At 61.1% G+C, this 23,649-nt stretch carries 25 protein-coding genes; 10 read left to right on the forward strand and 15 right to left on the reverse strand.

The annotated features are described in order from the left end of the window. From GJR98_RS16105 to GJR98_RS16140, 8 genes are all read right to left on the reverse strand, one after another. The gene (locus GJR98_RS16105; protein ID WP_151139764.1) at positions 1 to 438 is read right to left on the reverse strand and encodes a chemotaxis protein CheW; all 438 of its coding nucleotides are present in this window, start codon (positions 436 to 438) and stop codon (positions 1 to 3) included. Then, positions 439 to 1,485, reverse strand: a complete 1,047-nt coding sequence (locus GJR98_RS16110) for a methyl-accepting chemotaxis protein (RefSeq protein ID WP_151139765.1) — start codon at positions 1,483 to 1,485, stop codon at positions 439 to 441. Positions 1,486 to 1,756: 271 nt separating this feature from the next. Then, complete coding sequence (locus GJR98_RS16115) at positions 1,757 to 2,641, reverse strand: metal ABC transporter permease (RefSeq protein ID WP_151139917.1); 885 nt, start codon at positions 2,639 to 2,641, stop codon at positions 1,757 to 1,759. Between the two features lie 77 nt (positions 2,642 to 2,718). Beyond that, a complete protein-coding gene (locus tag GJR98_RS16120) occupies positions 2,719 to 3,543 on the reverse strand; it encodes a metal ABC transporter ATP-binding protein (protein WP_151139766.1) in 825 nt (274 codons plus the stop codon). Then, positions 3,540 to 4,523 carry a metal ABC transporter substrate-binding protein gene (locus tag GJR98_RS16125; protein WP_151139767.1) on the reverse strand — a complete coding sequence of 328 codons (984 nt, stop codon included), beginning with the start codon at positions 4,521 to 4,523 and terminating at the stop codon, positions 3,540 to 3,542. Before GJR98_RS16125 ends, GJR98_RS16120 begins: the two co-directional genes overlap by 4 nt. A gap of 149 nt (positions 4,524 to 4,672) precedes the next feature. Then, positions 4,673 to 5,590: a DMT family transporter gene (locus GJR98_RS16130; RefSeq protein WP_151139768.1), complete on the reverse strand. Its 918-nt coding sequence runs from the start codon at positions 5,588 to 5,590 to the stop codon at positions 4,673 to 4,675. A gap of 176 nt (positions 5,591 to 5,766) precedes the next feature. Continuing rightward, positions 5,767 to 7,113 carry a hypothetical protein gene (locus GJR98_RS16135; protein ID WP_151139769.1) on the reverse strand — a complete coding sequence of 449 codons (1,347 nt, stop codon included), beginning with the start codon at positions 7,111 to 7,113 and terminating at the stop codon, positions 5,767 to 5,769. A gap of 2 nt (positions 7,114 to 7,115) precedes the next feature. Further along, a complete protein-coding gene (locus GJR98_RS16140) occupies positions 7,116 to 7,739 on the reverse strand; it encodes a hypothetical protein (RefSeq protein ID WP_151139770.1) in 624 nt (207 codons plus the stop codon). A 110-nt stretch (positions 7,740 to 7,849) separates the two neighbouring features. Between GJR98_RS16140 and GJR98_RS16145 the strand changes: the two genes are divergently transcribed. Further along, positions 7,850 to 8,425 (forward strand): hypothetical protein, encoded by a 576-nt coding sequence (locus GJR98_RS16145; RefSeq protein ID WP_151139771.1) that lies wholly within the window; start codon positions 7,850 to 7,852, stop codon positions 8,423 to 8,425. A gap of 38 nt (positions 8,426 to 8,463) precedes the next feature. Next, positions 8,464 to 8,922, forward strand: a complete 459-nt coding sequence (locus GJR98_RS16150) for a hypothetical protein (RefSeq protein WP_151139772.1) — start codon at positions 8,464 to 8,466, stop codon at positions 8,920 to 8,922. Positions 8,923 to 8,955: 33 nt separating this feature from the next. Here GJR98_RS16150 and GJR98_RS16155 read toward each other — a convergent pair whose 3' ends face one another. From GJR98_RS16155 to GJR98_RS16175, 5 genes are all read right to left on the reverse strand, one after another. Beyond that, positions 8,956 to 9,348 carry a high-potential iron-sulfur protein gene (locus GJR98_RS16155; RefSeq protein ID WP_151139773.1) on the reverse strand — a complete coding sequence of 131 codons (393 nt, stop codon included), beginning with the start codon at positions 9,346 to 9,348 and terminating at the stop codon, positions 8,956 to 8,958. Positions 9,349 to 9,429: 81 nt separating this feature from the next. Further along, positions 9,430 to 12,051: a heavy metal translocating P-type ATPase gene (locus GJR98_RS16160; RefSeq protein WP_151139774.1), complete on the reverse strand. Its 2,622-nt coding sequence runs from the start codon at positions 12,049 to 12,051 to the stop codon at positions 9,430 to 9,432. A gap of 98 nt (positions 12,052 to 12,149) precedes the next feature. After that, complete coding sequence (locus GJR98_RS16165) at positions 12,150 to 13,547, reverse strand: hypothetical protein (protein WP_151139775.1); 1,398 nt, start codon at positions 13,545 to 13,547, stop codon at positions 12,150 to 12,152. Beyond that, on the reverse strand, positions 13,544 to 13,801 hold the full coding sequence (locus tag GJR98_RS16170) for a DNA-binding protein (RefSeq protein WP_151139776.1): 258 nt from the start codon (positions 13,799 to 13,801) through the stop codon (positions 13,544 to 13,546). The genes GJR98_RS16165 and GJR98_RS16170 overlap by 4 nt, the downstream gene beginning before the upstream one ends. An 86-nt stretch (positions 13,802 to 13,887) precedes the next feature. Next, complete coding sequence (locus tag GJR98_RS16175) at positions 13,888 to 14,952, reverse strand: DUF7350 domain-containing protein (RefSeq protein WP_151139777.1); 1,065 nt, start codon at positions 14,950 to 14,952, stop codon at positions 13,888 to 13,890. Positions 14,953 to 15,121: 169 nt separating this feature from the next. Between GJR98_RS16175 and GJR98_RS16180 the strand changes: the two genes are divergently transcribed. From GJR98_RS16180 to GJR98_RS16195, 4 genes are all read left to right on the forward strand, one after another. After that, positions 15,122 to 16,804: a PAS domain S-box protein gene (locus GJR98_RS16180; RefSeq protein WP_151139778.1), complete on the forward strand. Its 1,683-nt coding sequence runs from the start codon at positions 15,122 to 15,124 to the stop codon at positions 16,802 to 16,804. Next, the gene (locus GJR98_RS16185; protein ID WP_151139779.1) at positions 16,801 to 17,664 is read left to right on the forward strand and encodes an ArsR/SmtB family transcription factor; all 864 of its coding nucleotides are present in this window, start codon (positions 16,801 to 16,803) and stop codon (positions 17,662 to 17,664) included. Before GJR98_RS16180 ends, GJR98_RS16185 begins: the two co-directional genes overlap by 4 nt. An 87-nt stretch (positions 17,665 to 17,751) precedes the next feature. Beyond that, positions 17,752 to 18,630 carry a CPBP family intramembrane glutamic endopeptidase gene (locus GJR98_RS16190; protein ID WP_151139780.1) on the forward strand — a complete coding sequence of 293 codons (879 nt, stop codon included), beginning with the start codon at positions 17,752 to 17,754 and terminating at the stop codon, positions 18,628 to 18,630. A gap of 5 nt (positions 18,631 to 18,635) precedes the next feature. Further along, entirely contained in the window at positions 18,636 to 19,676 is a 1,041-nt protein-coding gene (locus tag GJR98_RS16195; protein WP_151139781.1) for a hypothetical protein, read from the forward strand. Here GJR98_RS16195 and GJR98_RS16200 read toward each other — a convergent pair. Both GJR98_RS16200 and GJR98_RS16205 read right to left on the reverse strand, forming a co-directional pair. Next, positions 19,673 to 20,278 carry a hypothetical protein gene (locus GJR98_RS16200; protein ID WP_151139782.1) on the reverse strand — a complete coding sequence of 202 codons (606 nt, stop codon included), beginning with the start codon at positions 20,276 to 20,278 and terminating at the stop codon, positions 19,673 to 19,675. The two genes, GJR98_RS16195 and GJR98_RS16200, sit on opposite strands and share 4 nt — an antisense overlap. Positions 20,279 to 20,414: 136 nt before the next feature. Beyond that, complete coding sequence (locus GJR98_RS16205; RefSeq protein ID WP_151139783.1) at positions 20,415 to 20,834, reverse strand: VOC family protein; 420 nt, start codon at positions 20,832 to 20,834, stop codon at positions 20,415 to 20,417. Between the two features lie 136 nt (positions 20,835 to 20,970). Between GJR98_RS16205 and GJR98_RS16210 the strand changes: the two genes are divergently transcribed. The 4 genes from GJR98_RS16210 (at position 20,971) to GJR98_RS18075 (ending at position 23,536) form a co-directional block, all read left to right on the forward strand. Continuing rightward, a complete protein-coding gene (locus GJR98_RS16210) occupies positions 20,971 to 21,339 on the forward strand; it encodes a hypothetical protein (RefSeq protein ID WP_151139784.1) in 369 nt (122 codons plus the stop codon). 73 nt (positions 21,340 to 21,412) lie between these two features. After that, complete coding sequence (locus GJR98_RS16215) at positions 21,413 to 21,910, forward strand: SRPBCC domain-containing protein (protein ID WP_151139785.1); 498 nt, start codon at positions 21,413 to 21,415, stop codon at positions 21,908 to 21,910. A 312-nt stretch (positions 21,911 to 22,222) separates the two neighbouring features. Then, a complete protein-coding gene (locus GJR98_RS16220) occupies positions 22,223 to 22,678 on the forward strand; it encodes a type IV pilin (protein WP_151139786.1) in 456 nt (151 codons plus the stop codon). 237 nt (positions 22,679 to 22,915) lie between these two features. Further along, complete coding sequence (locus GJR98_RS18075) at positions 22,916 to 23,536, forward strand: type IV pilin (RefSeq protein ID WP_151139787.1); 621 nt, start codon at positions 22,916 to 22,918, stop codon at positions 23,534 to 23,536. The last annotated feature ends 113 nt before the right edge of the window (positions 23,537 to 23,649 follow it).

The following is a 23,649-nucleotide window of genomic DNA, read 5'->3' on the forward strand; positions in this document are numbered from 1 at the left end:
TTAGCGCTGTGTCGGGGGGGCGACCCACACCACGAGGCCATCGTCAGTTCGAACGATACCGCGGGTCCGTTCGTCACCGAACGGCGCGTCGTCGACGTCGGTTGGGTCGAGGTCGGTCACTCGGTACACTTCGTCGACGAGCCATCCATAGACGTCGTCGTCTTCTTCACCAGTATCGAAGACTATGACCCGTGACGCCGCAGGGTTCGACTCGACACCGAGGAGTCGCGCAGTATCGACGAGCGTGGTCGTCACACCGCGGTAGTCCATCACGCCGACGACGTGGGGCGGTGCGTCGGGGAGCGACCGGGACTGCTGTTGGTCGATAATCTCTGCAACCGAGTCGAGGACGACGCAGTAACGCTCGTCTCCGACCGTGAATTCGAGAACCTGTTTCGGGTCGTCGAACTGCGCGTCCGAGTGGTCTCCGACGGCCATCTACGCCCCCGAGTGTGCGAGTCTGTCGGTGGCCTCGTCGAGGTCGTCTTCCATCGTGTCTACCTCGTCGTCGACGTGGTCGATGAGGAGGCTGACCTCGGAAATCTTCGCCGTCTGCTCTTCGGACGCGGCCGCGACCTGATTGATTTCGCTTGCAACCTCTTCGGCACCTCGAGACGTCTCGTCGACGAGGCTGGCGACCTCTTCCGTGCTGGCAGCCTGCTGGTCGGTTGCACGGGCGACTTCTTCGGCGCCTTCGGCAGCCTCTCCGACAGCAACGTCGATGCTTCGAAGTGCGGACACCGCAGCGTCGACTTCCGAGAGCCCTTCGTTGACCTCTTCGTTCGCCTCCTGAATGTTGTCGACGGTGGTCTTGGTCGTCGACTGGATGTCGTCGACGACCTCCTCGATTTCAGAGACGCTCTCACGCGACTGCTCTGCGAGACTCTTGACCTCGTCGGCGACGACGGCGAACCCCGACCCAGCCTCGCCTGCGCGGGCGGCCTCGATGGACGCGTTGAGCGCGAGCAAGTTGGTCTGGTCGGCAATCTCGTTGATGACCTCTACGACGCTGTCGATCTGGTCCACCTTCTCACGAAGTTCGAGAATCTCTTCGTGAACGTCAGAGGTGGCGTCGTCGACGGTTTCCATCGCTGACGTCGCGCTGTCGGCCGATTCGCGGCCTTCCGAGGCGAGTTCGCGGGCCTGGTCGCTCATCGACTTCGTCTGCTCGGCACTCGACGCAATCTCTTCGACGCTGGCACTCAAATTCGAGACTTCACCGGCCACTTCACGCATGTTCTCGGATTGAACGTTCGCCAGGTCGCTAATCCCCTGTGCACTGATTGCGACGGTTTCAGAAGCGCTCGAAAGTTCGGTGACGGCCGCGTCGATCTCGTCGGTTGCGTCGTCCACGTCGTCCACGTCGCCGAGGACGTCGGTCGCATCTGCTGCTGCCGCACCTGTAACGTGGTTCACTGTGCTCTCGGCGCGACTGCCGAGCTCAGTCGTGTCACGTTCTAGATTCAGTCCGTTGTCACCCGTCATGGTTGGTCGAGGGTGACAACCGACATAAACTCTTTTCCCAGATATCAGAAAAAATAATCACTAAGTGGCGTGAATTGGAATTCGATTGGCCACATACCACACGATGTAGTGAACAATTGTCCACTCCGTTCAGTACGCAGTTCCCGCAGATATTTCGGCGGAACCACCAGACGGATATATAAATTAACTTGCAGAATCAAGGTTCACAGCCGGCGTCTCACGGGAGTGAGCATACCACCTGAATACCAGATACGTTCAGTTTTTCGAGAACCTACGTGACTCGACGACCCATCTGGATGGCAACGAACCCCCCAATCGCAACTAAGACGATAGACCCTCCAGCGGCGAGTCCGTACACGTACGCGAGCGTGACACCAGCGACCCCTGCCACCACACCAGCCAGCACACCGTACAGCAAGAACCGTTTGTAACTCTGGCCGAGTGGTGCCGCGGTGACGACTGGAACGACGAGTAACGCCGCGACGAGGATGACACCCATAATCTGCATCGCACTGACGACGACGAACGCGGTGAGAATCGACAACAGTGTGTTCACGGCCCGGACGTGTACCCGAGAGGCGCGGGCCGCCGTCTCGTCGAACGTGACGTACAACAACGGCCGATAGGCTGCCATCACTGCGACGGCGACCACGAACGCCATCGAAACGAGGAGACCAACGTCGGCACGGGAGACGGTCGCGAGTGAGCCGAATAGGTACTGGTTGATGCCGACGGAGATGCCACCCCCCGTCAGTGAGATGAGGACGCTCCCGAGCGCGAATCCGCCTGTGAGGACCATCGCGAGTGCGGCATCGCTTCGGGCGTCCGTGTACTCGACGAGCACCTGCACGACGAGCGCCGCAATCGTTGCGACGACGAGCGCTCCGACGAGAGGCGGGACTGCCAACGCAAGCGTCGCATCGAGGAAGAGCGCGACTGCGACGCCGGCAAACGCAGTGTGAGCGAGTGTATCGCCGACCATCGAGAGGTCGCGGTAGACCAAGAACGACCCAACGAGCGGGCCGACGATGCCGATGCAGATGACCGACAGATACGCCCGTTGCATGTAGGGGTACGTCAAGAATTCGAGTCCCGTCACGCCCGCGAGCCACGAGAACGACCCATCGACGACCACGGTGAGGAACCAGTCGAACATCCCAGAGAGCACGTTGAGCACGAGCAACGAAGTGAACACGTCACCCCCCGAGACGGCAGTGAACAGCGCAGTGGCAGTCACTGTTGTTCCTCCGTCGACTCAGAAGGAGAGTCATCCGAAGGGGGACCCTCGGTGGGTGCATCGGCTTCACCGTTGTGGTGGTGATGGTGCGTGTGATCCAACACCCGCTGGTTTGTTCCATACGCTGCTGCGAGGGCGTCACTGTCGGCGAAGTCGTCGGCGGCACCGTGGAAGTAGAGACGTTTGTTCAGACAGGCGATGCGGGATGCACGGTCGGTGACGACGCCGATGTCGTGTTCGACCAAGACGATAGTCATCCCCTGTGCGTTCAGTTCACCCAGCAGGTCGTAGAACGACGCACGAGACTCCGAATCCAGTGCTACCGTCGGTTCGTCGAGTGCGAGTAAATCAGCCTCGGCGGCGAGTGCCCGGGCGACGAAGACACGCTGTCGCTGACCGCCCGAGAGCGATCCGACGCGCCGATTTGCGAGGTCAGTGATGCCGACACGGTCGAGCGCGCCATCTACGACGGCGTGGTCGACATCGGAAAACCGACCGAACAGGTTGCGGGGGTACCGCCCCATTCGGACGACTTCTCGGACGGTGATTGGCATGTCTCTCGCAGTGTTCGTCACGTCCTGTGCCACGTACGCGATGCGTTCGCCGTCCGAAAACTCGTGAGCGGGTTCCCCGAACAACTGAACGTCACCGCTGTCGGGGCGCTGAAGACCGAGCATCAAGGTCAACAGCGTGCTCTTTCCCGACCCGTTCGGGCCGACGAGGCCGAGAAATTCACCTTCCTCCACATCGAGCGAAACACCGTCGACGACCGGGAGGTCACCGTAGGAAAAGGCGACGTCGTGGAGTGTCACTGCAGTCATCGCACACCCAGCGCCGTTTGAAGCGACGGGAGATTTACTTCTCGCACGATGTCGATGTAGCCCCACTCTTCGTCGTCCCACTCCGCCGTCAATCCGGGAATCGACGTGAGCGGAAGGACCGATTCGGCAGCCGTCTCGGCGACGAGTTGCTTCGCGGCGCGGTCAGGTTCTAACGGGTCGGCGAGGACGTGGCGGATTCCGTGTTCCTCGATTGCCGCTTGTGCGCGTTCGATATCACGCGGTGAGGGGTCATCGTCGGGCGAAAGCCCGGTGAGCGCGACGACGTCGAAGTCGTACCGCTCTGCGAGGTATCCGAAGGCGTCGTGCCCCGCCACGAGAATCACGTCTCGCTCACGGGATTCGAGGCCCTGTTCGAACGCCGTGTCGAGGTCCGACAGTGCGGTCACGTAGGAGTCTGTGTTCTCGGCGTACGCCTCAGCGTTCGCATCGTCGACCGACTGGAACGCGTCTCGAAGCGTCTTCGTGGCAGTCGCGACACGCTCTGGGTCCATCCAGAAGTGTGGGTCGACCGCGTCGGTTCCGTGTTCCTCGTCTGTCTCGGAGTGTGCCTCGTCGTGGTGTGTGGCATCGAAGGCGTGGAGGTCTACGTCGGCGGCGATGTCGACAGACACGACGTCCGCACCGTCTGCGTCGAGCGAGGCCACGATATCGTCGGCCCACGGTTGAAAGTCGGCCATCCCGTGGACGAAGAGCGTCGATTCGAGGATACGCCCCTGTACGTCCGGTCCGGGTTCCCATCCGTGGCCGTGCTGCCCCAGTGGAACGAGTGTCTCGGCAGTCGCTGTGTCGCCAGCGACGTGGCGTGCAATATCACCGAAGACGAAGAACGACGCGGACGCGAGCACCTCGCCGGAGGCCGTGGTCTGCTGTTGTGTGTCGCCGCCGAGACACCCGGCGAGTGCCGCGGCAGTGGTGCCAGAGACGGCCGCGAGGAACGCGCGTCGTTTCTGTAGTTGCATATTACTAAAAATGTAATTTGGGATAATAAGCACTAGTATTTGGAGACTCTATTTTATTATTCTGTATCTCACGCCGTCGCCCCCGTAGAGTCAGCACTAATCATCTCGTTGGGAGATAACAGAGTCTCAAAGGAGCGTGTCGGTGGGGCTCACCCGGTCGACTGACTGCGGACAGACCCAGCCAACTCGATGAGTGCCCGGCGTTTGATGAGAGCGAACCCGAGGAAGATGGTGACGAACCCAAGCGCCGTGAGCGAGTCGATGAGTTGTCCCAGAAACGCCCAACTCAGCAGCGTCGCCGAGACGGGTTCGAGGTACCCGATGAGATTGATTTGCGTCGGCCCGAACCGCGAGAGCAGTTCGAAGTAGATGAGGAACGCTGCCGCACCGCTGACGACGGCGAGGTACACGAGTGACCCGATGGCAGTCGTCGTCCACTCGATGGATGCCAGAGACTCGTTCGTCGCAACGCCACTGAGGTGGAGCAATCCCGCGCCGAACAGCATCGCCCACGCTTGGAGGGTCCGAGCGGGGATATCCGAGGAGTACGGCCGGGTCAACACGGCACCGAGCGCGAAACACGCCGCGGCGACGAAGACGATGCCGACACCGACGACGTCGCTCGAGAGGAGCGCACTGGTGTCCGGTTGAGCGACGAGTCCGACACCGACGAACCCGAACGCGAGTCCGGCGATACCGAGCGCCGTCAGTCGGTCACCGAGCAGTCCCGCGGCGAACAGCGTCGTGAGAATCGGCCCGAGGCTGATGACGATCGCCGCGACGGCACCCGGAACGTACTGCTGTCCGATGTAGAGGAAGGCGTGGTGGCCACCAATCATCAACCCACCCGCGATACCGACGAGTTTCCAATCAGTTCGTGTCCGTGGTCGCCAGTAGTCGGTCGAGAGCGCGGCATATCCGAGGACGATGAGGCCAGCGAGATAGTATCGAATCGCGGCGAAGTGAAGCGGCGGAAAGAACTCGAGGCCGACTTCGATGGCGACGAACGAACTCCCCCAGAGAGTTGCAAGGAGGAGAAAGAGGCCTGACGCGACCCGTCCGTTCATCGAACGCTCCCCTCGATTGCACGTTCGGAAGACCCATTCGTGAGGGATCGTTCAACGAGTTCGCATTTCCTCAGAGTTGTATCCAGCACGTGAGCGAGTAGTTACCTGACAATCGATATTAGTCGTTTTGTTCGGACTGGGTCGACTGACACCGACTCAGTTTCGACGCCGGTGCGTCAGTCCGCAGACTCACCCAGCGCCGCACGCATTGCGCCGAGAAGCCACGCACTCACATTCGGTGTTTCGCGGGCGGTGTACGCCACGAACGCGTACTGGCCGAGTGCATTCCGTGCCGAGCGATGCGTGTCGTCTTCGAGTGACCGTTCGAGGTAGCGGTCACCCCGGTCGACTCGGTGTGCGACGTCGGTGAGGGCACGCCTCGTCACGTCGGGAGACGAGTGGTCCGAGCGCGCCGATTCGAGCGCTTCGAGCGCCGCGAGTTTCTCATCACGAACCTCGGCGGCAGATTGCAGTGTTCCGTACTCACCCCGTCGGACTGCTACTTTCGCGGCCTCGAAGGCTCGACGACTCCGTTCGGCGACGTGTGCTTCGAGGAGTGCGTTCGCAACTCGGTCACGACGGACTGCTTCTCGGATACCCTCGACGCCGTAATGCAAGTGGATAAACGTCTCCACGAGGAGTTCCGCTGCCGGCGTATCTTCGATTGGTCGGTCGAAGTCGTCGAACAGCTGGCTGGTAGGTCCGTAGTCGTCGGGGTAGTCGTCTCTGCGTGCTTCGACGATATCTGAGAGCGACGAGGCAGTCTCCTCGAACACGTGGCCGAAGTCCTGCGGGTCAGAGAGGGACTGCCGATAGCGGTCGGCGAGGTGGCGGGCACTCTCCAACGACGCACGCGCGGACTCGACGGCGTCGAGCATCTCACCGACTCCGGGGGCACTCCCCCCGTGTCGGACGGGGTCGTCCGCGTTGTCGAGATAGCGCGAGGCCACGGCGAGGAAGTCTTCTATCTCGCCATGCACGACCAGTGCCGGACCGAGGTCGTCTCCGAAGTATCGATGTGCCTGTCTGAACGACTCGACCTCCTCGCGGAGTGAGTCACGTTCCGACACCACCTCGTCCTCAGTTATTTCGCCGACTGCGGCCTCGTAAGTTCCCTTGACCATGGCCGCGTTTCCGCGGGCGTATCGGAGTGACCGCATCTGTTCGAACCGTGTCCGTTCTGTCGAGGCACGGTCGAGGGCTCGAATCGCATCGGCTCGTTCCTCGGCGTATATGTTTCGAACCGCTTCGTTCGGAACCGTCCGGGAACTCATCGACTCGGGGACCGAATCCAGTAACGTTCGCGCGCGAGAGCGACTCGTTTCGAGGAGCGTCGTTTCGATTGGTGCAGGAGTTCGCGCCGGGAACGCCGGAGACCCGAGTCGTTCGACTGCTCGAAGCGCCTCGGCGTCGAGGTCGGGACGGTCGTCTCCGCGAGAGTCGAGTACGCCCGAACACCCGGCGAGAGACGTGATTCCAGCCGTTCCGACGAGAGCAAGCACGTCACGGCGTGTTCGTCGCATCGTCACGCCTCCTCCTCGGCCGTCTTGGTTCGAAGCGATGGCGGGAGCCGACAACTGCGCCCACCTCCGTGCCCCCACCCCATAGCCTCCGAGACCGTGTACGGCAGCCGGACGAGCGAGGCAACGACGTGGCGGTCGTCGACAGAACACTCGACAGCGGCGTCACGAAGGACGCGACAGAATTCGAGGTCGACGATTCTGTCCGGCGTCGATGCGACGTACAGGAGTTCGACGTCGTAACAGCCTCTGACGCGGTGCTGTATGATGACCAACCCCTGCTCGTCGAAGTCAGTCTCGGAGATGAACTGTCGGGCGTCGTCGACACCGTCGAACTCGGCGGCAACCTCGACGGCAGCGCGTTCGTCTTCCGACCCGACGAGGAAGTGAGGCAGCGAGTATCCTCGGTCGTCTTCCCGTTCGGTGTCGCGAAAAATCGGTTGCTCGGAGTTCGACCGGAGTTCGAGGTAGTCGTAGTCTGTGACGAGGGAGTCTGGGCGTGGTCCGTGGGGTGTCTGCGAACTGGAACCGGAACCGGAACTGGTTGCTTCGCCAGCGCAGCCGGCGAGTGCGGCGAAGATAGACGCGCCGCTCGCGTGGAGGAACTGTCTACGTGTTCGCGGGAACATCTGTCGTTTCATCGACTTTTTCGGGACATAATGGTCCTTGTGGTCGACCGAGTGCGGAACACGCAAATCGCGGGACCTTTCCCCGACGACTCCCTCGGTTGGACCGACGAATGCGAGAGGACGAGTTGGCGACCCGTGTCGTCGAACACTTTCGGACGGCCTTCGACGACGTCGACATCCACCTCGAAGAGCCGTACGACCACTACGGGAATCGCGGCGTCGCCGACGTGTACATCCGTGTTCGAACGCCCGAGCCGGTCGATTACCTCATCGAACTCAAAGCCGACGCCGCCATCCGACACGCCACCGGTGCGAACGAGATTCTCCGCCAGTATCGCCGGATGGAGCGCTACTTCTACAAAGACGACGAACACGACATCCGTCCGAAACTCGCACGGAATGGCCCCGGTGTGCACGTCCTCTTGCTGTTCGCACCGACCACACGGTGTGTCGAACACGTCCACGAACACCGCGCCCTCTACGAGTCGGTCGACCCGGACGCCGTCGTCGAGGACGTCACCGCATCGCGCAAAGTGGCCTTCCTGACGAACCTCGACCGGGCGGCCCAGGGCGAACTCGGCTTTCTCTCCGTAAACGGTGAGGTTCCCTTCGATTCGGCGGCGTTCAGGGACGCCATCCCCGCCGACTCCCGACTCGCCGCGGCGCTCGAAGACGCATCTGTCTAGCGGACACGCTCATACACCCCCCGGCCTTAGAGGTGCCCATGGGAACGACTCGGAAGTCTGTTCGAATCCCGCTTGGTGACCTCCGACAACAGGTTGCGGACTCACTCGGGGTGGCGGCGTCACTCGTCGACATCCACGGAATACGAATCGAAGACGGTGCGCTGGAAGTCGATGCAAGTTACCCCGACGGCGAGAGCGTCCCGGTCGTCGAACTGTTCGTCACCGACCCGGACGGAAACACAGAGTCGTACGTCACCGAGTTAGACGGTGCGAAGAACCTCCTCATCGCCGGCGAAGACGTACTGGTCGAACTGGTGGATTACGACGCCGAGCGTGGTGAGGTGTTCGTCTCCGTAAAACATCGCCAAGACGGCGAGATGGTGACCGTCCTCGGGTGTGGTGAACAGTGGGTCATCCCGGTCGAACGCGACGGCGAAGAACGAGCAGTGCGGTGTCGGATTCAGAGTGCTATCGACCCACCCGCAGACGACGACTGACGAGTACCTGAAACTCCGAGTCCCACGAACCTCCTATCCTTCGTATTCGACGTACGAGACGCAGTATCCTTCGGGTGCGATTTCGCCTTCGACGATTGCACACGCACCGAGACCGTCGTCGTTCTTGTCTTCGATGTAGTAACGGCAGTTCGAACACTGTAGCCCCTCTTTTGGCTCGTCTTGATACGCGACTGCCTCCTGTGACGAGAGACTCTCGGGGTTCCGCTGTGTCCCGTCGACTGACGTTGCTGTGGCGTACTCTTCGGGGACACCCCCGAGCGAACCCGATTCCGAAGGTGTCGTCGTCGCCTCGGTCTCGGCCTCACCACCACCACCGCCGCCACCAGTACATCCCGCGAGACCTGCGACGGTCACAGTGCTGGTCAGCCAGATAAATCGCCGTCGCGTCCGCTGTTCGTCTCCCATATCCCGGGGTCGGTCGTGAGCGAATAAATCAGGAGTGCCGTTTCTCGTCAGGTAAGAATCGTGAACCTGTTGACAAGAAGACTACTCGTCGGGGCGAATCCGAGCGAGTCGCATCGCGTTCCCGGTCACACCGAGCGTCATGCCGGCGTCGCCCGCGAGGACGGCGAGCGCGACACTGACGAACCCGAAGGGAACACCCACGGCGAGGAGTGCCTTGACAGCGAGCGACGCCCAGATGTTCTGGCGGATGACGTGGTTCGCCTGGTGCGACAGTTCGTAGAGGTACGGGAGTTTCGAGAGGTCGTCGGCCATGAGTGCGATATCGGCAGTCTCCAGTGCAGTGTCGGTGCCCGCGGCACCCATGGCGATACCGACCGTCGACGTCGCCAGTGCCGGTGCGTCGTTGATGCCGTCGCCAACCATCGCGACCGATTCGTATTCGTCGAGAAGCCCTTCGACGGCGGTGACTTTATCCTCCGGAAGCAGTCCGGCCCGGAAGTCGTCGACACCGACCTGTTGGGCGATGGCGCGGGCAGTGCCCTCGTTGTCGCCAGTGAGCATCACCACGGAGAGACCGAACGACCGAAGTTTCTCGACAGTCGCTTTCGCGTCTGGGCGAATCTCGTCGGCGACGGCGACGATGCCTTCGAGTTCGTCTTCGGTCCCGACGAGGACGACCGTCTTCCCCTCCGCTTGCAGGCGAGGAATCGTGTCTTCGACGAGGTTGAGACAGCCCTGTCTATCACAGAGCGACCGAACGTCGTCTGAGAGCGCATCCGCGGGGTCGGTGACGTGGGTGTGTTCGAGCGCGAAGTCGAGTTCCTCGAACAGTCCGGGTTTCCCAGCGAAGTGTGGGACGCCGTCGAGTTCGGCGCGGACACCTTTGCCGGTGATGCTCTGGAATCCGGAGACCGTTCTATCGGCGACGTCCTTCCCGTCGGCAGCCGAGACGATTGCCTCGCCGATGGGGTGTTCACTCCGTGCTTCGAGGCCACGAGCACACCGGAGAACGTCGTCTTCGGTGTTCCCGTTCAGCGGCAAGACGTCGGTGACGGTGAGTTCACCCTTGGTCAGCGTTCCGGTCTTGTCGATGGCGATGGCTTCGACCGACCCCATCGCCTCGAGATACGTCCCACCCTTGATGAGGACGCCGTTGCGGGCGGCCGAGGTGATACCGGAAACGACCGAGACGGGCGTCGAGATGACGAACGCGCACGGACACGCGAGGACGAGCATCGTGATACCGTAGACGAACCACGTCACCCAGTCCAGTCCGAACACGAGTGGTGGAATCGTGGCGATGGCGATGGCGACAACGACCATGAACGGCGTGTAGTACGACGAAAAGCGCTCGACGAACTGTTCGCGTTCGGTTTTGTTCGCCTGTGCGTCTTCAACCATCGAGACGATACGCGAGAGCGTGTCGTCACCGGCCGCAGAGTCCACACGGACCTCCAGATAGCCTGCTTCGTTGACCGTCCCGGCGTACACCTCGTCGCCAGTGGTCTTGTCGACGGGAACAGACTCACCGGTGATTGGTGCCTGATTGACGGCGCTGTCGCCGTCGAGGACCGTTCCGTCGACGGGTATCTTCTCACCGGGTTTGACGACGACGACGTCGCCGACGACGACTTCTTCGACCGGAACGACAGTCTCGGCGCCGTCGCGCCGAACAGTCGCCTCGTCGGGAGAGAGGTCCATCAGTTCGCGCAGCGAGTTTCGCGTCTGGTCCATCGAGTAGCGTTCGAGAAGTTCAGAGACGCTAAAGAGGAACGCGAGCGTCGCAGCCTCGAAGTAGAGACTCGTCGGCGGAGAGATGAGACTCGCCGTCACGGCGCTGATAATCGCCGCCGACATCAGGAAGTCGATGTCGAGACTGCGGTTCCGTGCGGAATAGTAGCCGTTTCGGAGGATTTCCTGCCCGCCGATTGCGGCAGCAAGGATGTACAGCACCTCGACCAGCGTGAACGAGATACCGAGAATGGAGGCGACGACGAGTTCCAGACCGAGGAGGAACTCGACAGTGATACCCGCCGCGAGGAACCCACCGCTGACCCACGTTTTCATCGCGCGGGTGCTCCGCCAGACGCTCTGCGGTTCGTCGTCAGTGTCTGCGTCGTCGAGTTCGTCGGCGTCGGTTCCAGTCACTTCGTATCCGGCACGTTCGACCGCTTCGACGACCTCCGAAAGGTCCGTGTCGGCGGAGACAGTGACAATCGCCGCTCCTGTCGTCGGCCGCGTGTCGTAGTCGAGGACTCCTGGAACAGTTTCGAGGGCGTTTTCGACCTTTCCCGCACAGGACGGACAGTCCATATCCGGGACTGTGAGCGTGACCGTGCGGACAGTCGGTTCGTCTTCGACGGCGTAGCCCGCGCCCTCGATGCTGGTTCTGATATCGTCGATGGTCGTCCGGTCAGGGTCGTAGTCGACGACGAGACGCCCCGTCGTCACCTGTGGGTCGATGTCGCCGACGCCGTCGAGTCGTCGGACGCTCGACTCGACTTTTCCGGCACAGGACGGACAGTCCATGTCGGGGACGCCGAACTCGGCACGACTGCGAGCAGCGTCGTCACTGGGGACGCGCTGTGGCGGCAAACCCTCCTCGACGTCGACGCCGCAGGTGTCGTCACACCCGCACGCGTCGTCTGGTGGGTCCGTGGTCGTGTCTCTGCCGTCCGAGACACGTCCATCGTGTTCGCTCATACCCGCCAGTAGCAAGCCACCAGTTAATAATCCACCTGTTATAAAGTGGGGCCAAAATAATCTATCTTAACAATATTTTTGCTGTGTTTTAATAACATTCAGAGGAACGGCGGCGGGGCCGTCGGCAACGAGATAAGCCAGAGGCTGAGTATCGTGTAGAGAATCATCACGGCGACGAAGGGGAACTGGCTTCGAATCGCCTGCAGTCGACTCGGGAACGTCCGATACGCCTGTGAGTGGGCGACCCAGACGGCCACCAGATGCCCGAGCAAGACGAACGCGACGTTGAGGCCACCGAACCACGACGGGAGCGTGAGAACGACAGGGTTTGCCGGCGGTGACAGCGGTGTCGTGAGCGCGCCGACCAGCATGGGCGACAGCGACACGAAAAAGCCGAAGTAGTGCGCGAGGTGGTAGCCAGCGGCGATTGCGAGGAGTGATGGGGCGAATCGGACTGCGAGCGCTCGCGAGGTTTCGAACGTCTCGATGCGGCGAACGGTCACTCGCGCCGCGAGAAGGTAGAGACCGAGGAAGAGAGCAAATCCGCCGAGATAGACGACAGCGTAGACGAGAAGTGGTGGAATCCCGGCGTCGACGACTGCGCGGATGACGCCCGCGCCCTGTTCGGTCGTGACGAACCCACTGAAGGTGAGTTCCCAGACGAGGACGACAGCGACGGCGACGTCGGCGATGTCAGTCATCTCGTCGTCGGTGACGAGACGCATTCCCGGCAAACGGAACGAGAGACCGTCGTCGTCCACTCGAATCGGTGCGACCCGGCCGTAGAAGTGAAGGAACACGGAGACCGGGTCAGCCTTCTCGAACCACTCGTCGACGCCGACGGCGACAGCGCCGAGGAGCGTGACCACAGAGTACGCGACGAGCACAGTAGCGAGGACTGCCGGTTGGCGTGTGACGCCCGCGGCAGTTTCGACCCAAACGAGGACGAGAATGCCGACGACAGCAGGCCATCGCCCGAGTGACTCGGGATACGCCAGGAAGCCATTGGGGAGTACGCTCGCGACCGTCCGCCACGGGTTGAGTGCCCGCCACGTATCGACGACGAGGTAGGTGAACATCGTGTACCCCGCGCGAAGACCGGCGAAGACGACGATGATGGCAAAACTGACGGTTGGGACCTGCGGGCCGGTGTAGCCGAGGTACACGAGCAGCGCCAACAGCACGATTCCGAGGAGATGCCCAAGGACGACGAGTCCCCTGCGGAGGCCGTCAGCGAACCCAACGTCTTTCTGCCAACGGTGGACTCGGTCGATGAACCGGCGGTCGGTCACGAAACTCGCCAAGAGCGCAGAGGCACCGACGGTGGCACCACCGGTGGCGAGATATAGCCATCGGGGGACGGAGAGGTTATCCTGTGATGCACCCGCGAGGCCGACGGCGGCGTTGCTCGCAGCGGCCGGGTCCGAGAGAAGTGCGACGAGACTCGTAAGGAGGAGGCCGAAGCCAACTCGTCGGAGCAGTTTCGTGCGAATCATGAGGCAAAGACGATGAACAGGATGAGGAATCCAAAGTACAGGACGACGAGGACGCCGAGGGCGCGGATACGGAACGACTTCAGTTCGCGTTCTTCTTCGTAGTACGCCTCGCGATACGCTTCGACTTCGCTGGCGTCGAGAGCGTCAGGGTGACGAACACCCCGGTGGAGGACCAGCAGTTGCTCGGCCGGATACGCCTCGCCGCACGTCTCGCAGACGTGGCGGTCACGTGTCGCGTCGATGTCCGTGGTCATCCGTTGGTCACTCGAAGGTCAGCAGTGGCGGGTTCTGAACGTTTCTGTTAGTCGCTCCGGCGCTGCACTCATCTTGGTTCGTCTCTTCACAGCTCGAACTGCATCGAGTCGAACGATAGGAACGCAGTCTCGTACCCGTCGTGACGAGCGACCTGTGGGGGGACGTCGACGGCGAGCGTCACGGTATCGTCCGATTCGAGCGAGTCGACGGCGACACCGTAGTGGTATCCCAGTTCAGGGTCGAGCGTGCGGCGGAGTCGCTCGCCGTCGAGGACAGGTGTCCCGTCTCGCTCGACGGTCCCGCGGACGCCCATCATCGGGAGGACGAACTCGTTGTACGGTGTTCGCGCAGAGACGTACAGGTAAGCCCCGTCGGCATCGAATGGAGAGCCGTCGTCGACGACGAACGCGTCGAAGTGTGCGTCACCACTCGTCTGCCTGCCGAGGTGGTCGCCGGGAAGTGCGTCGATTGCCGGGAGCGCGCCAGTTGGCACGTTCATCATCTCCATCGCCGGGACGGCACCGAGCGTTCCTGCCTCGTCTCCGAGACGCTCGAGTTCGACGTCGTAGAGTTCGTCTGTCTCGAACGTGAACTCGAACGTCGCGGTCTCCACCGTCTCGAACTGTCCAGCGAACGACCCCGTCCGGTGGAGCGACGTGCCGCCAACCGTCACTCGGGCCTCGTAGTCTCCCTCGCCGTCGAGGACGTAGTTCGACCCGTAGTGCATCCCCATCTGTTGTGACAACATCGGGTAGGCGACTTCTTCGCTCACGAGCGAGCCGTCGCGGAGGATTTCGATCGTGACACCGGCGTCGAACGGGAGGACCGTCCCCGTCTCGTGGTCCCACACCGATGCCATGAGGTGAACTGAGTCGTCTGCCTCGACGACGGTTTTCTGTAACTCCGGCCCGGCGACCGACCAGAACCGGTGCGGATAGGAGTACGAGAGTGCGACACCGTAGGGGCCGATGGTCGTCATCCCGTACATCTTCATCCCTTCCGTGATGGCCGGGAGGTACACCGCGTCGGGGCGGTTTTCGACGAGCGGCGGGTCACGCCAGGCGGACTGTCGTTCGAATCCACCAAGACAACCTGCGGTCGCTGTGAGTGCGCCGATTCCGAGGGTTTTGAGGGCGTCTCGTCGTCTCATGTGGTGTGTCGCCTCGAGGTACCGCCGTCTAGGCGTTTCATCGACTCTAACGGGTGGGAGGCAATGTCGGTTGCGCTTCAGCACGCCCGTTCGAGAGTCGTATTCGGAATTCTCACCGGATGACACTGCGCACTCTTGTTTATACCGACCAGTACATACCAGATAGTGAATGGACGAGACGCCACTCGATACACACGACGGCCGGGCGATTGCAACCGCGTACGTCGGCTTTGGGGCGGTGGGTATTCTGGGGGGCGAACTCGTCCTCTCGACGCTCTTGGGGACGCCGATGGCGTCGCCGCTCGCGATCGGGAAAGGTCTACTGTTCGTCGTCGTCTCCAGTGTGTTCGTCGGCTTCCTCGTCAATCGGAAGAACCAGCGGATAGCACGCCAGCAAGCGTCCGTTCGGACGTCGCTGACGAAGTTGGAGAACGTCGTGTCGGCCTCGCCGGTTCCGATTATCTCGGTGACTCCCGACAAGCAGGTGACTCGCTGGAACGAGGCGGCTACAGAGACCTTCGGATGGACGCAAGAGGAAGTATTGGGCAAACAACTCCCGGAGGTGACGAGTGACCGACCGGTGAGCGTCGACCAGATTCTCGACCAGACCACCGAAGAAGAAGGCCTCTCGAACCTCGAAGTCGAACTTCGGCGGCGTGATGGGAGCGTCGGCGAGTTCTTACTCTCGACGGCGGTGATTCGTGACGACGACGGGGACGTGGTCGAACTGGTCGGTGTCTTCGTCGATACGACGGCGCAAAAACAGCGAGAGCGCCGACTCAGAGAGTTCGAGATGGCCGTCGAACAGGCAGGTCACGCCATATACCTCACTACGCCGGACGGTAAGATTACCTACGTCAACCCTGCGTTCGAGCACATCACGGGGTACACGCGCGACGAGGCCGTCGGTGAGACACCGGACATCCTCAAATCCGGAGAGATGGACGGTTCGTACTACGAATCGCTGTGGGAGACTGTCGAGTCGGGCGACACGTGGCACGAACGCATCGTCGACCAGCGAAAGAGCGGCGAGTTCTACACGGCGGTCCAGACCATCGCACCGATTCACCAGGGCGACGAGAGTATTGGGTACGTCGCTATCCAGTCCGACATCACCGAGTCAGAGTTGGCGAAACAACGACTCGGCGTCCTGAATCGCATGTTCCGACACAACCTCCGCAACCGGATGAACGTCATCGACGGCTACGCCGAGATGATTCGGACAGACGCAGCAAACGAAGAAACATTGGACAGGGCGAACAATATCGTCACCGCTGCGAACGAACTCGTCGCACTCGCCGAGAAAGCACAGACCGTTGCAGACCTCCTCGAATCCGACGGCAGTACCAGATACGTCGTCGAACTCATCGACGAGGCAGTCACTCGTGCCCAGTCGTACTATCCCGATTCGACCGCGACGGTCGACGTCGAACCGGGGATTTCAGAACTCGTCGACAATCGAGTCGGTGTGGCCGTCAACGAACTCGTGACCAACTCCCTCGAACACGGTGGTGAGACGGTCCACGTCGACGTGTTCCGGAGTCCAAGAAACGACGAGAGACTCGTTATCCGGGTGAGCGACGACGGCCCTGGCCTGCCAAAGGGTGAGTGGGACGCTATCGAACGCGGTCGTGAAACACCGCTCGAACACGGAACGGGGATGGGCCTGTGGTTGGTTCACTGGGTGGTGACGAAGGCAGGCGGGAGCACGCGGTTGGGTACGACACCACTCGGCGGAGCAGCAGTGACACTCGAACTGCCAATCGACGACGGGGACGACGACGCACGCGACGACTCGGCGGGCGTCGAACGAACGCTTAGGGGGACAACCCTCGACTCAACAGACGAATGACCGACGACGGAGCCCCGAACCCTGAATCAGCGTTCGCTGCTCTCGGAAGTGAACTCCGACTGCGTATCCTTCGGGTCATCGAGGCCGCGGAACGTCAGACTGGAAGCAGGCTCACCTTTTCGGAACTCTACGACCGCATCGATATCGAGAGTACCTCACAACTGTCGTATCATCTCGGGCAACTCGATGGCGTGTTCGTCCAGAAATTCGATGGTTCGTACGGATTGACGCAGGCAGGAGAGCGTGTCGTCCGAACGATTCACGCTGGGACGTACACCGAACGACCCACCTTCGAGGCGACGCCGATAGACGGGTCGTGCCCGCACTGTGCTAGCACCGGGTTGGTCGCAGCGTTCGAAGACCCGTTCTTGACCGTGGCGTGCAGTTCCTGTGACGAGACTGTCGCACGATACGACCTTCCACCGGCGCAGGCAGCAGACCGGTCGCCGACTCAAACACTCCAGTCCTGTGACCGCCGTGTGTACCACGAGCTGGGTATGGCCCTCGAAGGGACGTGTCCGACGTGTGGGGGTGTGATGGACGCGTCGAGTCGTCCGCGGGAGTCACCGCGCTCGAACGAGTTCGTCGTCCTCGTCTCCTGTAGGCGTTGTTTCAATCAGGTGTACGCACCCGTCGAACTCTGTGTGTTCTACCACCCTGCACTCGTTGCTGCCTATTGGAAATCGGGGCGGAACGCTATGGACGTCCGTCCGTGGGAGGTGTACTCGCACACGCGTGACTGGTCCGTCGACATTGAGTCCACAGACCCCTTCGAGGCTCACGTCGAGACAGACGTCTCCGAGGACGTGTTTATCGTGAAAGTCACAGACGGGCGCGTACACATCGACGTCGAGCCGTGAGGTAGCTCAAACTTTTTTGAGTTGTGCCTCTGACAATATGTAAATTAGTAGATAAGTTATATCTGTGCCCCCCGCGAATCTCCATGTATGGCCCCCGTTTCCGACTGGATTCAGCGACATCGCATCGCCGCGTTCTTCCTCCTCACGTACGCCATCTCGTGGGGCATCGAAGGTGCCGTGAAACTCGCGGGCATGGAACCCTCGTGGACGACGTGGTTCTTCGAGGGGTTCTTGAGTCCCTTGTCACCCGGCGTCGCCGCCGCGATCGTCCTCACTGTGAGTGGTGAGTCGGTCCGCGAGTGGTTGCGTGACATCCTCAAATTCCGCGTCCACCCCAAGTGGTACGTCCTCGCAATAGCCATCCCGTTCGTCATCACCTACGCATCGGGAATCGCCTCGTGGGCACTCGGTGGTCCTGTCGACTGGAGTTCCTTCGAGTTCGACCCCATCTCTATCGTCATCGGCATCGTCCTCGGAACGCTCCTCGGTGGCGGTCAAGAGGAACTTGGGTGGCGTGGGTTCGCCCAGCCCGAGTTGCAGGAACGCTACGGTGCGTTCCGGGCGGCCGTCGTCATCGGGGTGCTGTGGGGTGGATGGCACCTTCCACAGTTCGTCTTCCCCGGCGGGATGCGTGCTGACTGGCCGCTGGCGCTGACAGCCTCGTACTTCGTCGGAATCGTGGCGTTCTCGATTCTTCTCGCGTGGATCTACAACGGGTCGGGTGGGAGTGCCTTTCTCGCGATGCTCATGCACGGGACGGACAACTCGACGCAGGGCAGGGTTCCACTCGACCTCGACATCGCCCTCACTGGGAACGTCATCAACTGGGACTCACTCGTGTCGATGTACGTCTCGCACGCACTCATCACGTGGGCCATCGTCGCCATCGTCGTCGCGGTCGTCGGAATCCAGTTGTCTGCTGGACGGAGTGGGATTAACAGCGCTGCCGGCCAGGTGGAGGACTGAAAAACGTGGACAACGACCGACAGATGCACGACGGTGATACCCGCCCGTCACCGACAATCGACAGACAGAATCAGGTCGACCGACTCTGGGACCACCTCGAGGCGACCCTCCCCCGATTCGAAGCGCTCCCAGGGGTCGTGGGTGTGACACTCAACGGTGGCATCTCACGCGGGTACGGAGACGAACTGTCCGAAATAGACGTGACGCTCTACCTAACCGACACGGTACACGAAGCGTGGGTAGCTGGACGAGCACCCATCGCCACCGGCATCACCGTCGTAGACGGCCAGTTATACGACATCGCAGTCGAACGAATCGAGGCAGTCGAAGAAGGAACGTGGTCGGAGACGGAACAGTGGGACCGGTCGTACGCGGAAATTCTGTCGGACCCCGATGGCCGACTCGCTGCTACGTTCGACGAACATCTCGGTTCACCACCCGGTTTGGACCATGCTGAGGGACTCCTCTTCGACTGTTGGTGGCACTTCGAACTCGCGACCACCTGTTGGGTTCACCGCCGTGATGCTGTCCAGGCACACTACGTCCTCAGTGGGGCAGTCGAGCCCCTCATCAAATCACTGTTCGCGGTCAACGAGGCGTATCTTCCCCACGAAAAGTGGCTTGTCAACCTTAGTCGCTCCCTCAGTTGGCGCCCGGACGACTGGGAGACACGCCTCCAATCCGCCATCGCGACTGGAGACGGGTCGATGGAAACAGTCCACGAACGACGAGACGTCATCGCGTCGCTCTGGGACGACGTCGACCGCTACGCCCGCAAACAGGCAGACGAAGACGTTCCGGTTCGGTGGATGCAACGGACGTTCTACCGGGCGCTTTCCTCTCTCGTGGAGTCTGAGCAGGTCCCATACGAGAAGTGGGACGCTGCGTTCGGTGGCGGTCTACTCGCGATGGACCCATTCGCGTCAGTCGCCCGTCTAGATGGAGATACTGTCTCTCTGGACGAGACGGCACTGGACGAACTGACTGCCGACGAGCTGTACGACTGGCACTATCAGGTCGTCGAAGCAGTCAGCGACCGAAATTAGTCGTCGCGTTCGATACCCGACATCCGCTCTCGAACGGCCGACAACGCACTCGTCGGGACGTCTGGGAGTTCGTGTGACGCGGTGGACCCGTCAGTCGACGTGATACGGAGTGTTCCAGCGTCGAAGCCGACCGATTCGATACTCTCGTACGCGTACGTGTGCGCGTCGTCGCCGACGGTGTAGTACCGGTGTGCGAGACTCACTGTGGCGTCGTCGTGGACGACGAACGAGTCGTCACCGACGGCGAGCGTCGTCAGGTGGTACTCTCGTGCCGGTTCGACCAAGAAGAGCGTCTGTCCTGCGGTTGAGGTCGACGAGACGACGCTGTCGTCGTCGAAGCCGACGAGGTCGAGGAGGGCAGATTGGGCCTGTTCTGTGCCCGAATCGAGCACTGCTTCGTAGTTGGTATCGACGTACCGGATGCCGAGTGCCGCGAGGGCAACACTGCCGAGGATAATCCCGGCGCCTTCCAGAAGGTCGCCGAACTCGAATATGAAGTACCCTCCGAGGAACAGGCCGCCGGCGACAATCCAGAGCCACTGCCATCCGGCCGCCCACAGCGGTTGAAAGATATCTACGTCGAGTGAGTCTCTACGGCCCACAACCGAGGCCTCCGACGGGTCGTCGAGCAATCATCTGTTTTTTCTTTGGGCTGTCGAGGTATTGGGACTTCCTTTCTGCGGGAGAGACACGCAGCACAGACGCCCTCGTGCTGAGGCCACGCGCACTCAGTCAGACTCAGACGTCGAGCAGTTCGACGAGGTTCCCCTCGGGGTCGCGGAGGAAGGCGATTCGCGTCCCGCTTTCGGTCGTTTGGGGGTCACTGAGCGTCTCGACGTGTGCTGGGAGGTCGTCGAAGATGTCGTCGACGTCGTCGACCGACAGTCCGAGGTGGGTCGCGCCCGGTTGGTCGAGGGTCGCGTCGTGGCGGTGGTCGCCTTCTGGGTCGTACTCGACGAGTTCGATGCGAACGTCGCCACCATCGAGGTGGGCAAAGCGGCCCGTCGAACCCTCGACATCGACCGCTGTCGAAAACGCTTCGCCGGCCACTTCGAACCGGTCGATGACCGACAGTCCGAGGACGTCGCGGTAGAACGCCACTGTCGATTCGAGGTCGCTGACGGTGATACCGACGTGGTGTGCAGTAGGGGGAGTCACAGTTCGTCTGCGAGCACAGACTGCCAAAGTCGCTTCGTTCGATGCAACGAAGCGAGACCGTGTATCCTATACCGTCTCAGCCGTCGATATACGGTACGATGGAATCGACCGGATTGCGGCACACGGAGGTACGAACATGAGCGAGAAACTCGTCGAGTCACTCCCGCCGACGGCCGTTCCCGAGTCGTTCGTACGGGAACTCGAATCACAGGAGGCCGTCCAGCAGGCCATCGCCGTGCGCGGGTACAACCTCGAACGCGATGGCGAGACCATTCGGCAGGCGTATCAGCTCCTCGTGAACGTCCGTGGGAAGTACATCCTCGGGCTCCACCTCACGAACGGTGAGTGGCGCATCGTCTTCGACACACGCGGCCACCCCGAACTCGCACAGGAAGGTGCGCGAGCGGGCTACAAAGCAGTTCACGACGCGCTCTACGAGCGTGCGCCGTCCGACGCCGAAATCGACTTCGAGGCGACGCCAGAGTTCTGGCACGCACCGCAGTAAGCCGAATGCTCACACCTCTTACATAACGCGTCTTCAGCGCGTGTTTATCTCTTTATTCGGCGTCTCTACCGTCATGGACGAACTGACGACTTCCATTGACATCGACGCGCCCGCAGAGACAGTCTGGCAGGTACTCGTCGACTTCGAACGCTATCCCGAGTGGAACGACTACACACGAATCGATGGCGAGGCAGTCGCGGGAACGACCCTCGCTGTCGCACCCGGTCCACAGGCCGGTCGAATGCCCACGTTCAAACCGACAGTCCTCCGCGCCGACGATGGAGAACTTCGATGGCGTGGCCACCTGTTCGTTCGAGGGCTGTTCGACGGTGAACACCGATTCGTCGTCGAAGACCTCGGAGACGGTCGCTCCCGACTGACACAAGCAGAGACGTTCACCGGCATCCTCGTCTGGCCGATCAACCGCCTGTTCGGTGACGACACGGAACGGAACTTCCACGCAGTGAACCAGGCGCTGAAGACTCGCGCAGAGTCGATGCGTACGGCCGAACCCACCGTGGGCGCGACGACGACTGTCGAGAGGTCGGCCGATGAGACCGCGGACGTCTAACCGGACTATCGAGGCGCAGACGAACGGGCGCCACAACACCACCATGTCCGCAGTTAATTGGCGCACGTCGAGCGGGCTTTTCGCATTCTTGTCCGACTATCAACAGCAATTATAACATCGTCTGAAGTGCCGAATTCTGCAGTTATACGGCCGCTAACCGCATCTAAACCAGTAGAATAAACCCGTTATTTTACGTGAAATTAAATATAGACAGAACATATGGATTGCTAACAGGAATCGGCACGAGACGCCGCTCGAAGTCCCGAATGTGGGGGCACGATGTGGGCTCCGAGACCGGTCCTGAATAGAACAATGGATATCAAGAAATTCCTTACAGAATCACGCGCAGTCTCGCCGGTCATCGGCGTCATCCTCATGGTCGCTATCACCGTCATCCTCGCGGCCGTCATCGGTACCTTCGTGCTGGGTCTGGGCGACCAAGTCGGCGACACCGCACCGCAGGCGAGTTTCAGTTTCGACTACGACGACTCAGTTAGCCCGTCCACGGTTACCATCAGCCACGAGAGCGGTGACGCAATCGACGCATCGCTCCTCAAGGTGACGGTCGACGGAGTGGAAGTTACCGACACTAGTACTGGATACGAGTACGACGCTGATGGTGCCTTCGCTGGCAGTGTTGGCGCTGGTTCGAAAGTCGTCATCGAAAAAGCATCCGACGACTGGGACGGCGAAACCATCCGCATCGTCTGGACCGCTGAAAGTGGAAGCTCCTCGGCAACCCTCCAGAAATCCACCGCACCTGCATAAACCGCTGACAAACGCTCGGCCCCCCTCTCTTTCCGTTTTTCGACTCTCGAGCGAGTGCTCTCTTCACAGAGGCACAGAACTCTCGTCACAGTTTCCGATGTGTGTACATGCGTGTCAGCGGGATTTTATTACCTTGGAGAAAGTCAGATTATCTAATAGGTCCCGGACTCACGCGCTACGGCGATTTCGAGTATTTCGCGCTTCACCGCTGTCGGCCGGTTTACCTAGGAGAAACCAATGGATATCAAGAAATTCCTTACAGAATCACGCGCGGTGTCGCCGGTTATCGGCGTCATCCTCATGGTCGCGATTACGGTCATTCTCGCGGCAGTCATCGGAACGTTCGTGCTCGGTCTCGGCGACCAAGTGAACGAAACCGCACCGCAGGCGAGTTTCGACTTCTCGCAAGAGACGTCGACGTTTACTGGTACCGACGGTCCTGATGATGGTACTGACCCTGACGAACCAGACCTGATTACTGTAGAGATTACTCACGCCAGTGGGGATGCAATCGAAGAAGGTAGAATCAGTGTCACCGTGAACGGGCACACTGCCTACGGAATCAGCGAAGTTGCCAGCGATGACGACGATGCTGCGGCCCTCTGGTCGGGAACAGGAACCATCAGCGCTGGCTCGTCGGTCACCGTTGGACTCTACGATGACAAGGGTGACCAGGTGACCGATGGTGGTGCCATTTCCTACGATGTGTCGGCAACCGACCAAGAGAACAAAATCAGTGGACCACGCGACGGCGATGACGGCGCTCACGCTCTCGCCTCGGGCGACATCATCCGCGTCGTCTGGACCTCTGAATCTGGTTCGACGTCGTCGACCCTCGTGAAGTACACCGTCGCGTAATCTCACACTACGAGACCAACTTCTTTGAAAATCGCTCCCTGTCGAGTTACAACGACTCGACGTGGGACGGTGCAACTCCGAATCCTCAGCGTACGGAAGCAGACCAGCGTATG

Source organism: Haloferax marinisediminis (assembly GCF_009674585.1).
Lineage (GTDB): Archaea > Halobacteriota > Halobacteria > Halobacteriales > Haloferacaceae > Haloferax > Haloferax marinisediminis.

What these genes read in the sequence shown, in the direction of transcription:
- GJR98_RS16125 (WP_151139767.1), bottom strand. Translation starts at nt 4,523, where the DNA reads ATGCAACTACAGAAACGACGCGCGTTCCTCGCGGCCGTCTCTGGCACC.
- GJR98_RS16110 (WP_151139765.1), bottom strand. Translation starts at nt 1,485, where the DNA reads ATGACGGGTGACAACGGACTGAATCTAGAACGTGACACGACTGAGCTC.
- GJR98_RS16140 (WP_151139770.1), bottom strand. Translation starts at nt 7,739, where the DNA reads ATGTTCCCGCGAACACGTAGACAGTTCCTCCACGCGAGCGGCGCGTCT.
- GJR98_RS16175 (WP_151139777.1), bottom strand. Translation starts at nt 14,952, where the DNA reads ATGAGACGACGAGACGCCCTCAAAACCCTCGGAATCGGCGCACTCACA.
- GJR98_RS16150 (WP_151139772.1), top strand. Translation starts at nt 8,464, where the DNA reads ATGGGAACGACTCGGAAGTCTGTTCGAATCCCGCTTGGTGACCTCCGA.
- GJR98_RS16105 (WP_151139764.1), bottom strand. Translation starts at nt 438, where the DNA reads ATGGCCGTCGGAGACCACTCGGACGCGCAGTTCGACGACCCGAAACAG.
- GJR98_RS16155 (WP_151139773.1), bottom strand. Translation starts at nt 9,348, where the DNA reads ATGGGAGACGAACAGCGGACGCGACGGCGATTTATCTGGCTGACCAGC.
- GJR98_RS16165 (WP_151139775.1), bottom strand. Translation starts at nt 13,547, where the DNA reads ATGATTCGCACGAAACTGCTCCGACGAGTTGGCTTCGGCCTCCTCCTT.
- GJR98_RS16160 (WP_151139774.1), bottom strand. Translation starts at nt 12,051, where the DNA reads ATGAGCGAACACGATGGACGTGTCTCGGACGGCAGAGACACGACCACG.
- GJR98_RS16135 (WP_151139769.1), bottom strand. Translation starts at nt 7,113, where the DNA reads ATGCGACGAACACGCCGTGACGTGCTTGCTCTCGTCGGAACGGCTGGA.
- GJR98_RS16220 (WP_151139786.1), top strand. Translation starts at nt 22,223, where the DNA reads ATGGATATCAAGAAATTCCTTACAGAATCACGCGCAGTCTCGCCGGTC.
- GJR98_RS16145 (WP_151139771.1), top strand. Translation starts at nt 7,850, where the DNA reads ATGCGAGAGGACGAGTTGGCGACCCGTGTCGTCGAACACTTTCGGACG.
- GJR98_RS16215 (WP_151139785.1), top strand. Translation starts at nt 21,413, where the DNA reads ATGGACGAACTGACGACTTCCATTGACATCGACGCGCCCGCAGAGACA.
- GJR98_RS16185 (WP_151139779.1), top strand. Translation starts at nt 16,801, where the DNA reads ATGACCGACGACGGAGCCCCGAACCCTGAATCAGCGTTCGCTGCTCTC.
- GJR98_RS16130 (WP_151139768.1), bottom strand. Translation starts at nt 5,590, where the DNA reads ATGAACGGACGGGTCGCGTCAGGCCTCTTTCTCCTCCTTGCAACTCTC.
- GJR98_RS16210 (WP_151139784.1), top strand. Translation starts at nt 20,971, where the DNA reads ATGAGCGAGAAACTCGTCGAGTCACTCCCGCCGACGGCCGTTCCCGAG.
- GJR98_RS16120 (WP_151139766.1), bottom strand. Translation starts at nt 3,543, where the DNA reads ATGACTGCAGTGACACTCCACGACGTCGCCTTTTCCTACGGTGACCTC.
- GJR98_RS16115 (WP_151139917.1), bottom strand. Translation starts at nt 2,641, where the DNA reads ATGTTCGACTGGTTCCTCACCGTGGTCGTCGATGGGTCGTTCTCGTGG.
- GJR98_RS16170 (WP_151139776.1), bottom strand. Translation starts at nt 13,801, where the DNA reads ATGACCACGGACATCGACGCGACACGTGACCGCCACGTCTGCGAGACG.
- GJR98_RS16190 (WP_151139780.1), top strand. Translation starts at nt 17,752, where the DNA reads ATGGCCCCCGTTTCCGACTGGATTCAGCGACATCGCATCGCCGCGTTC.
- GJR98_RS18075 (WP_151139787.1), top strand. Translation starts at nt 22,916, where the DNA reads ATGGATATCAAGAAATTCCTTACAGAATCACGCGCGGTGTCGCCGGTT.
- GJR98_RS16180 (WP_151139778.1), top strand. Translation starts at nt 15,122, where the DNA reads ATGGACGAGACGCCACTCGATACACACGACGGCCGGGCGATTGCAACC.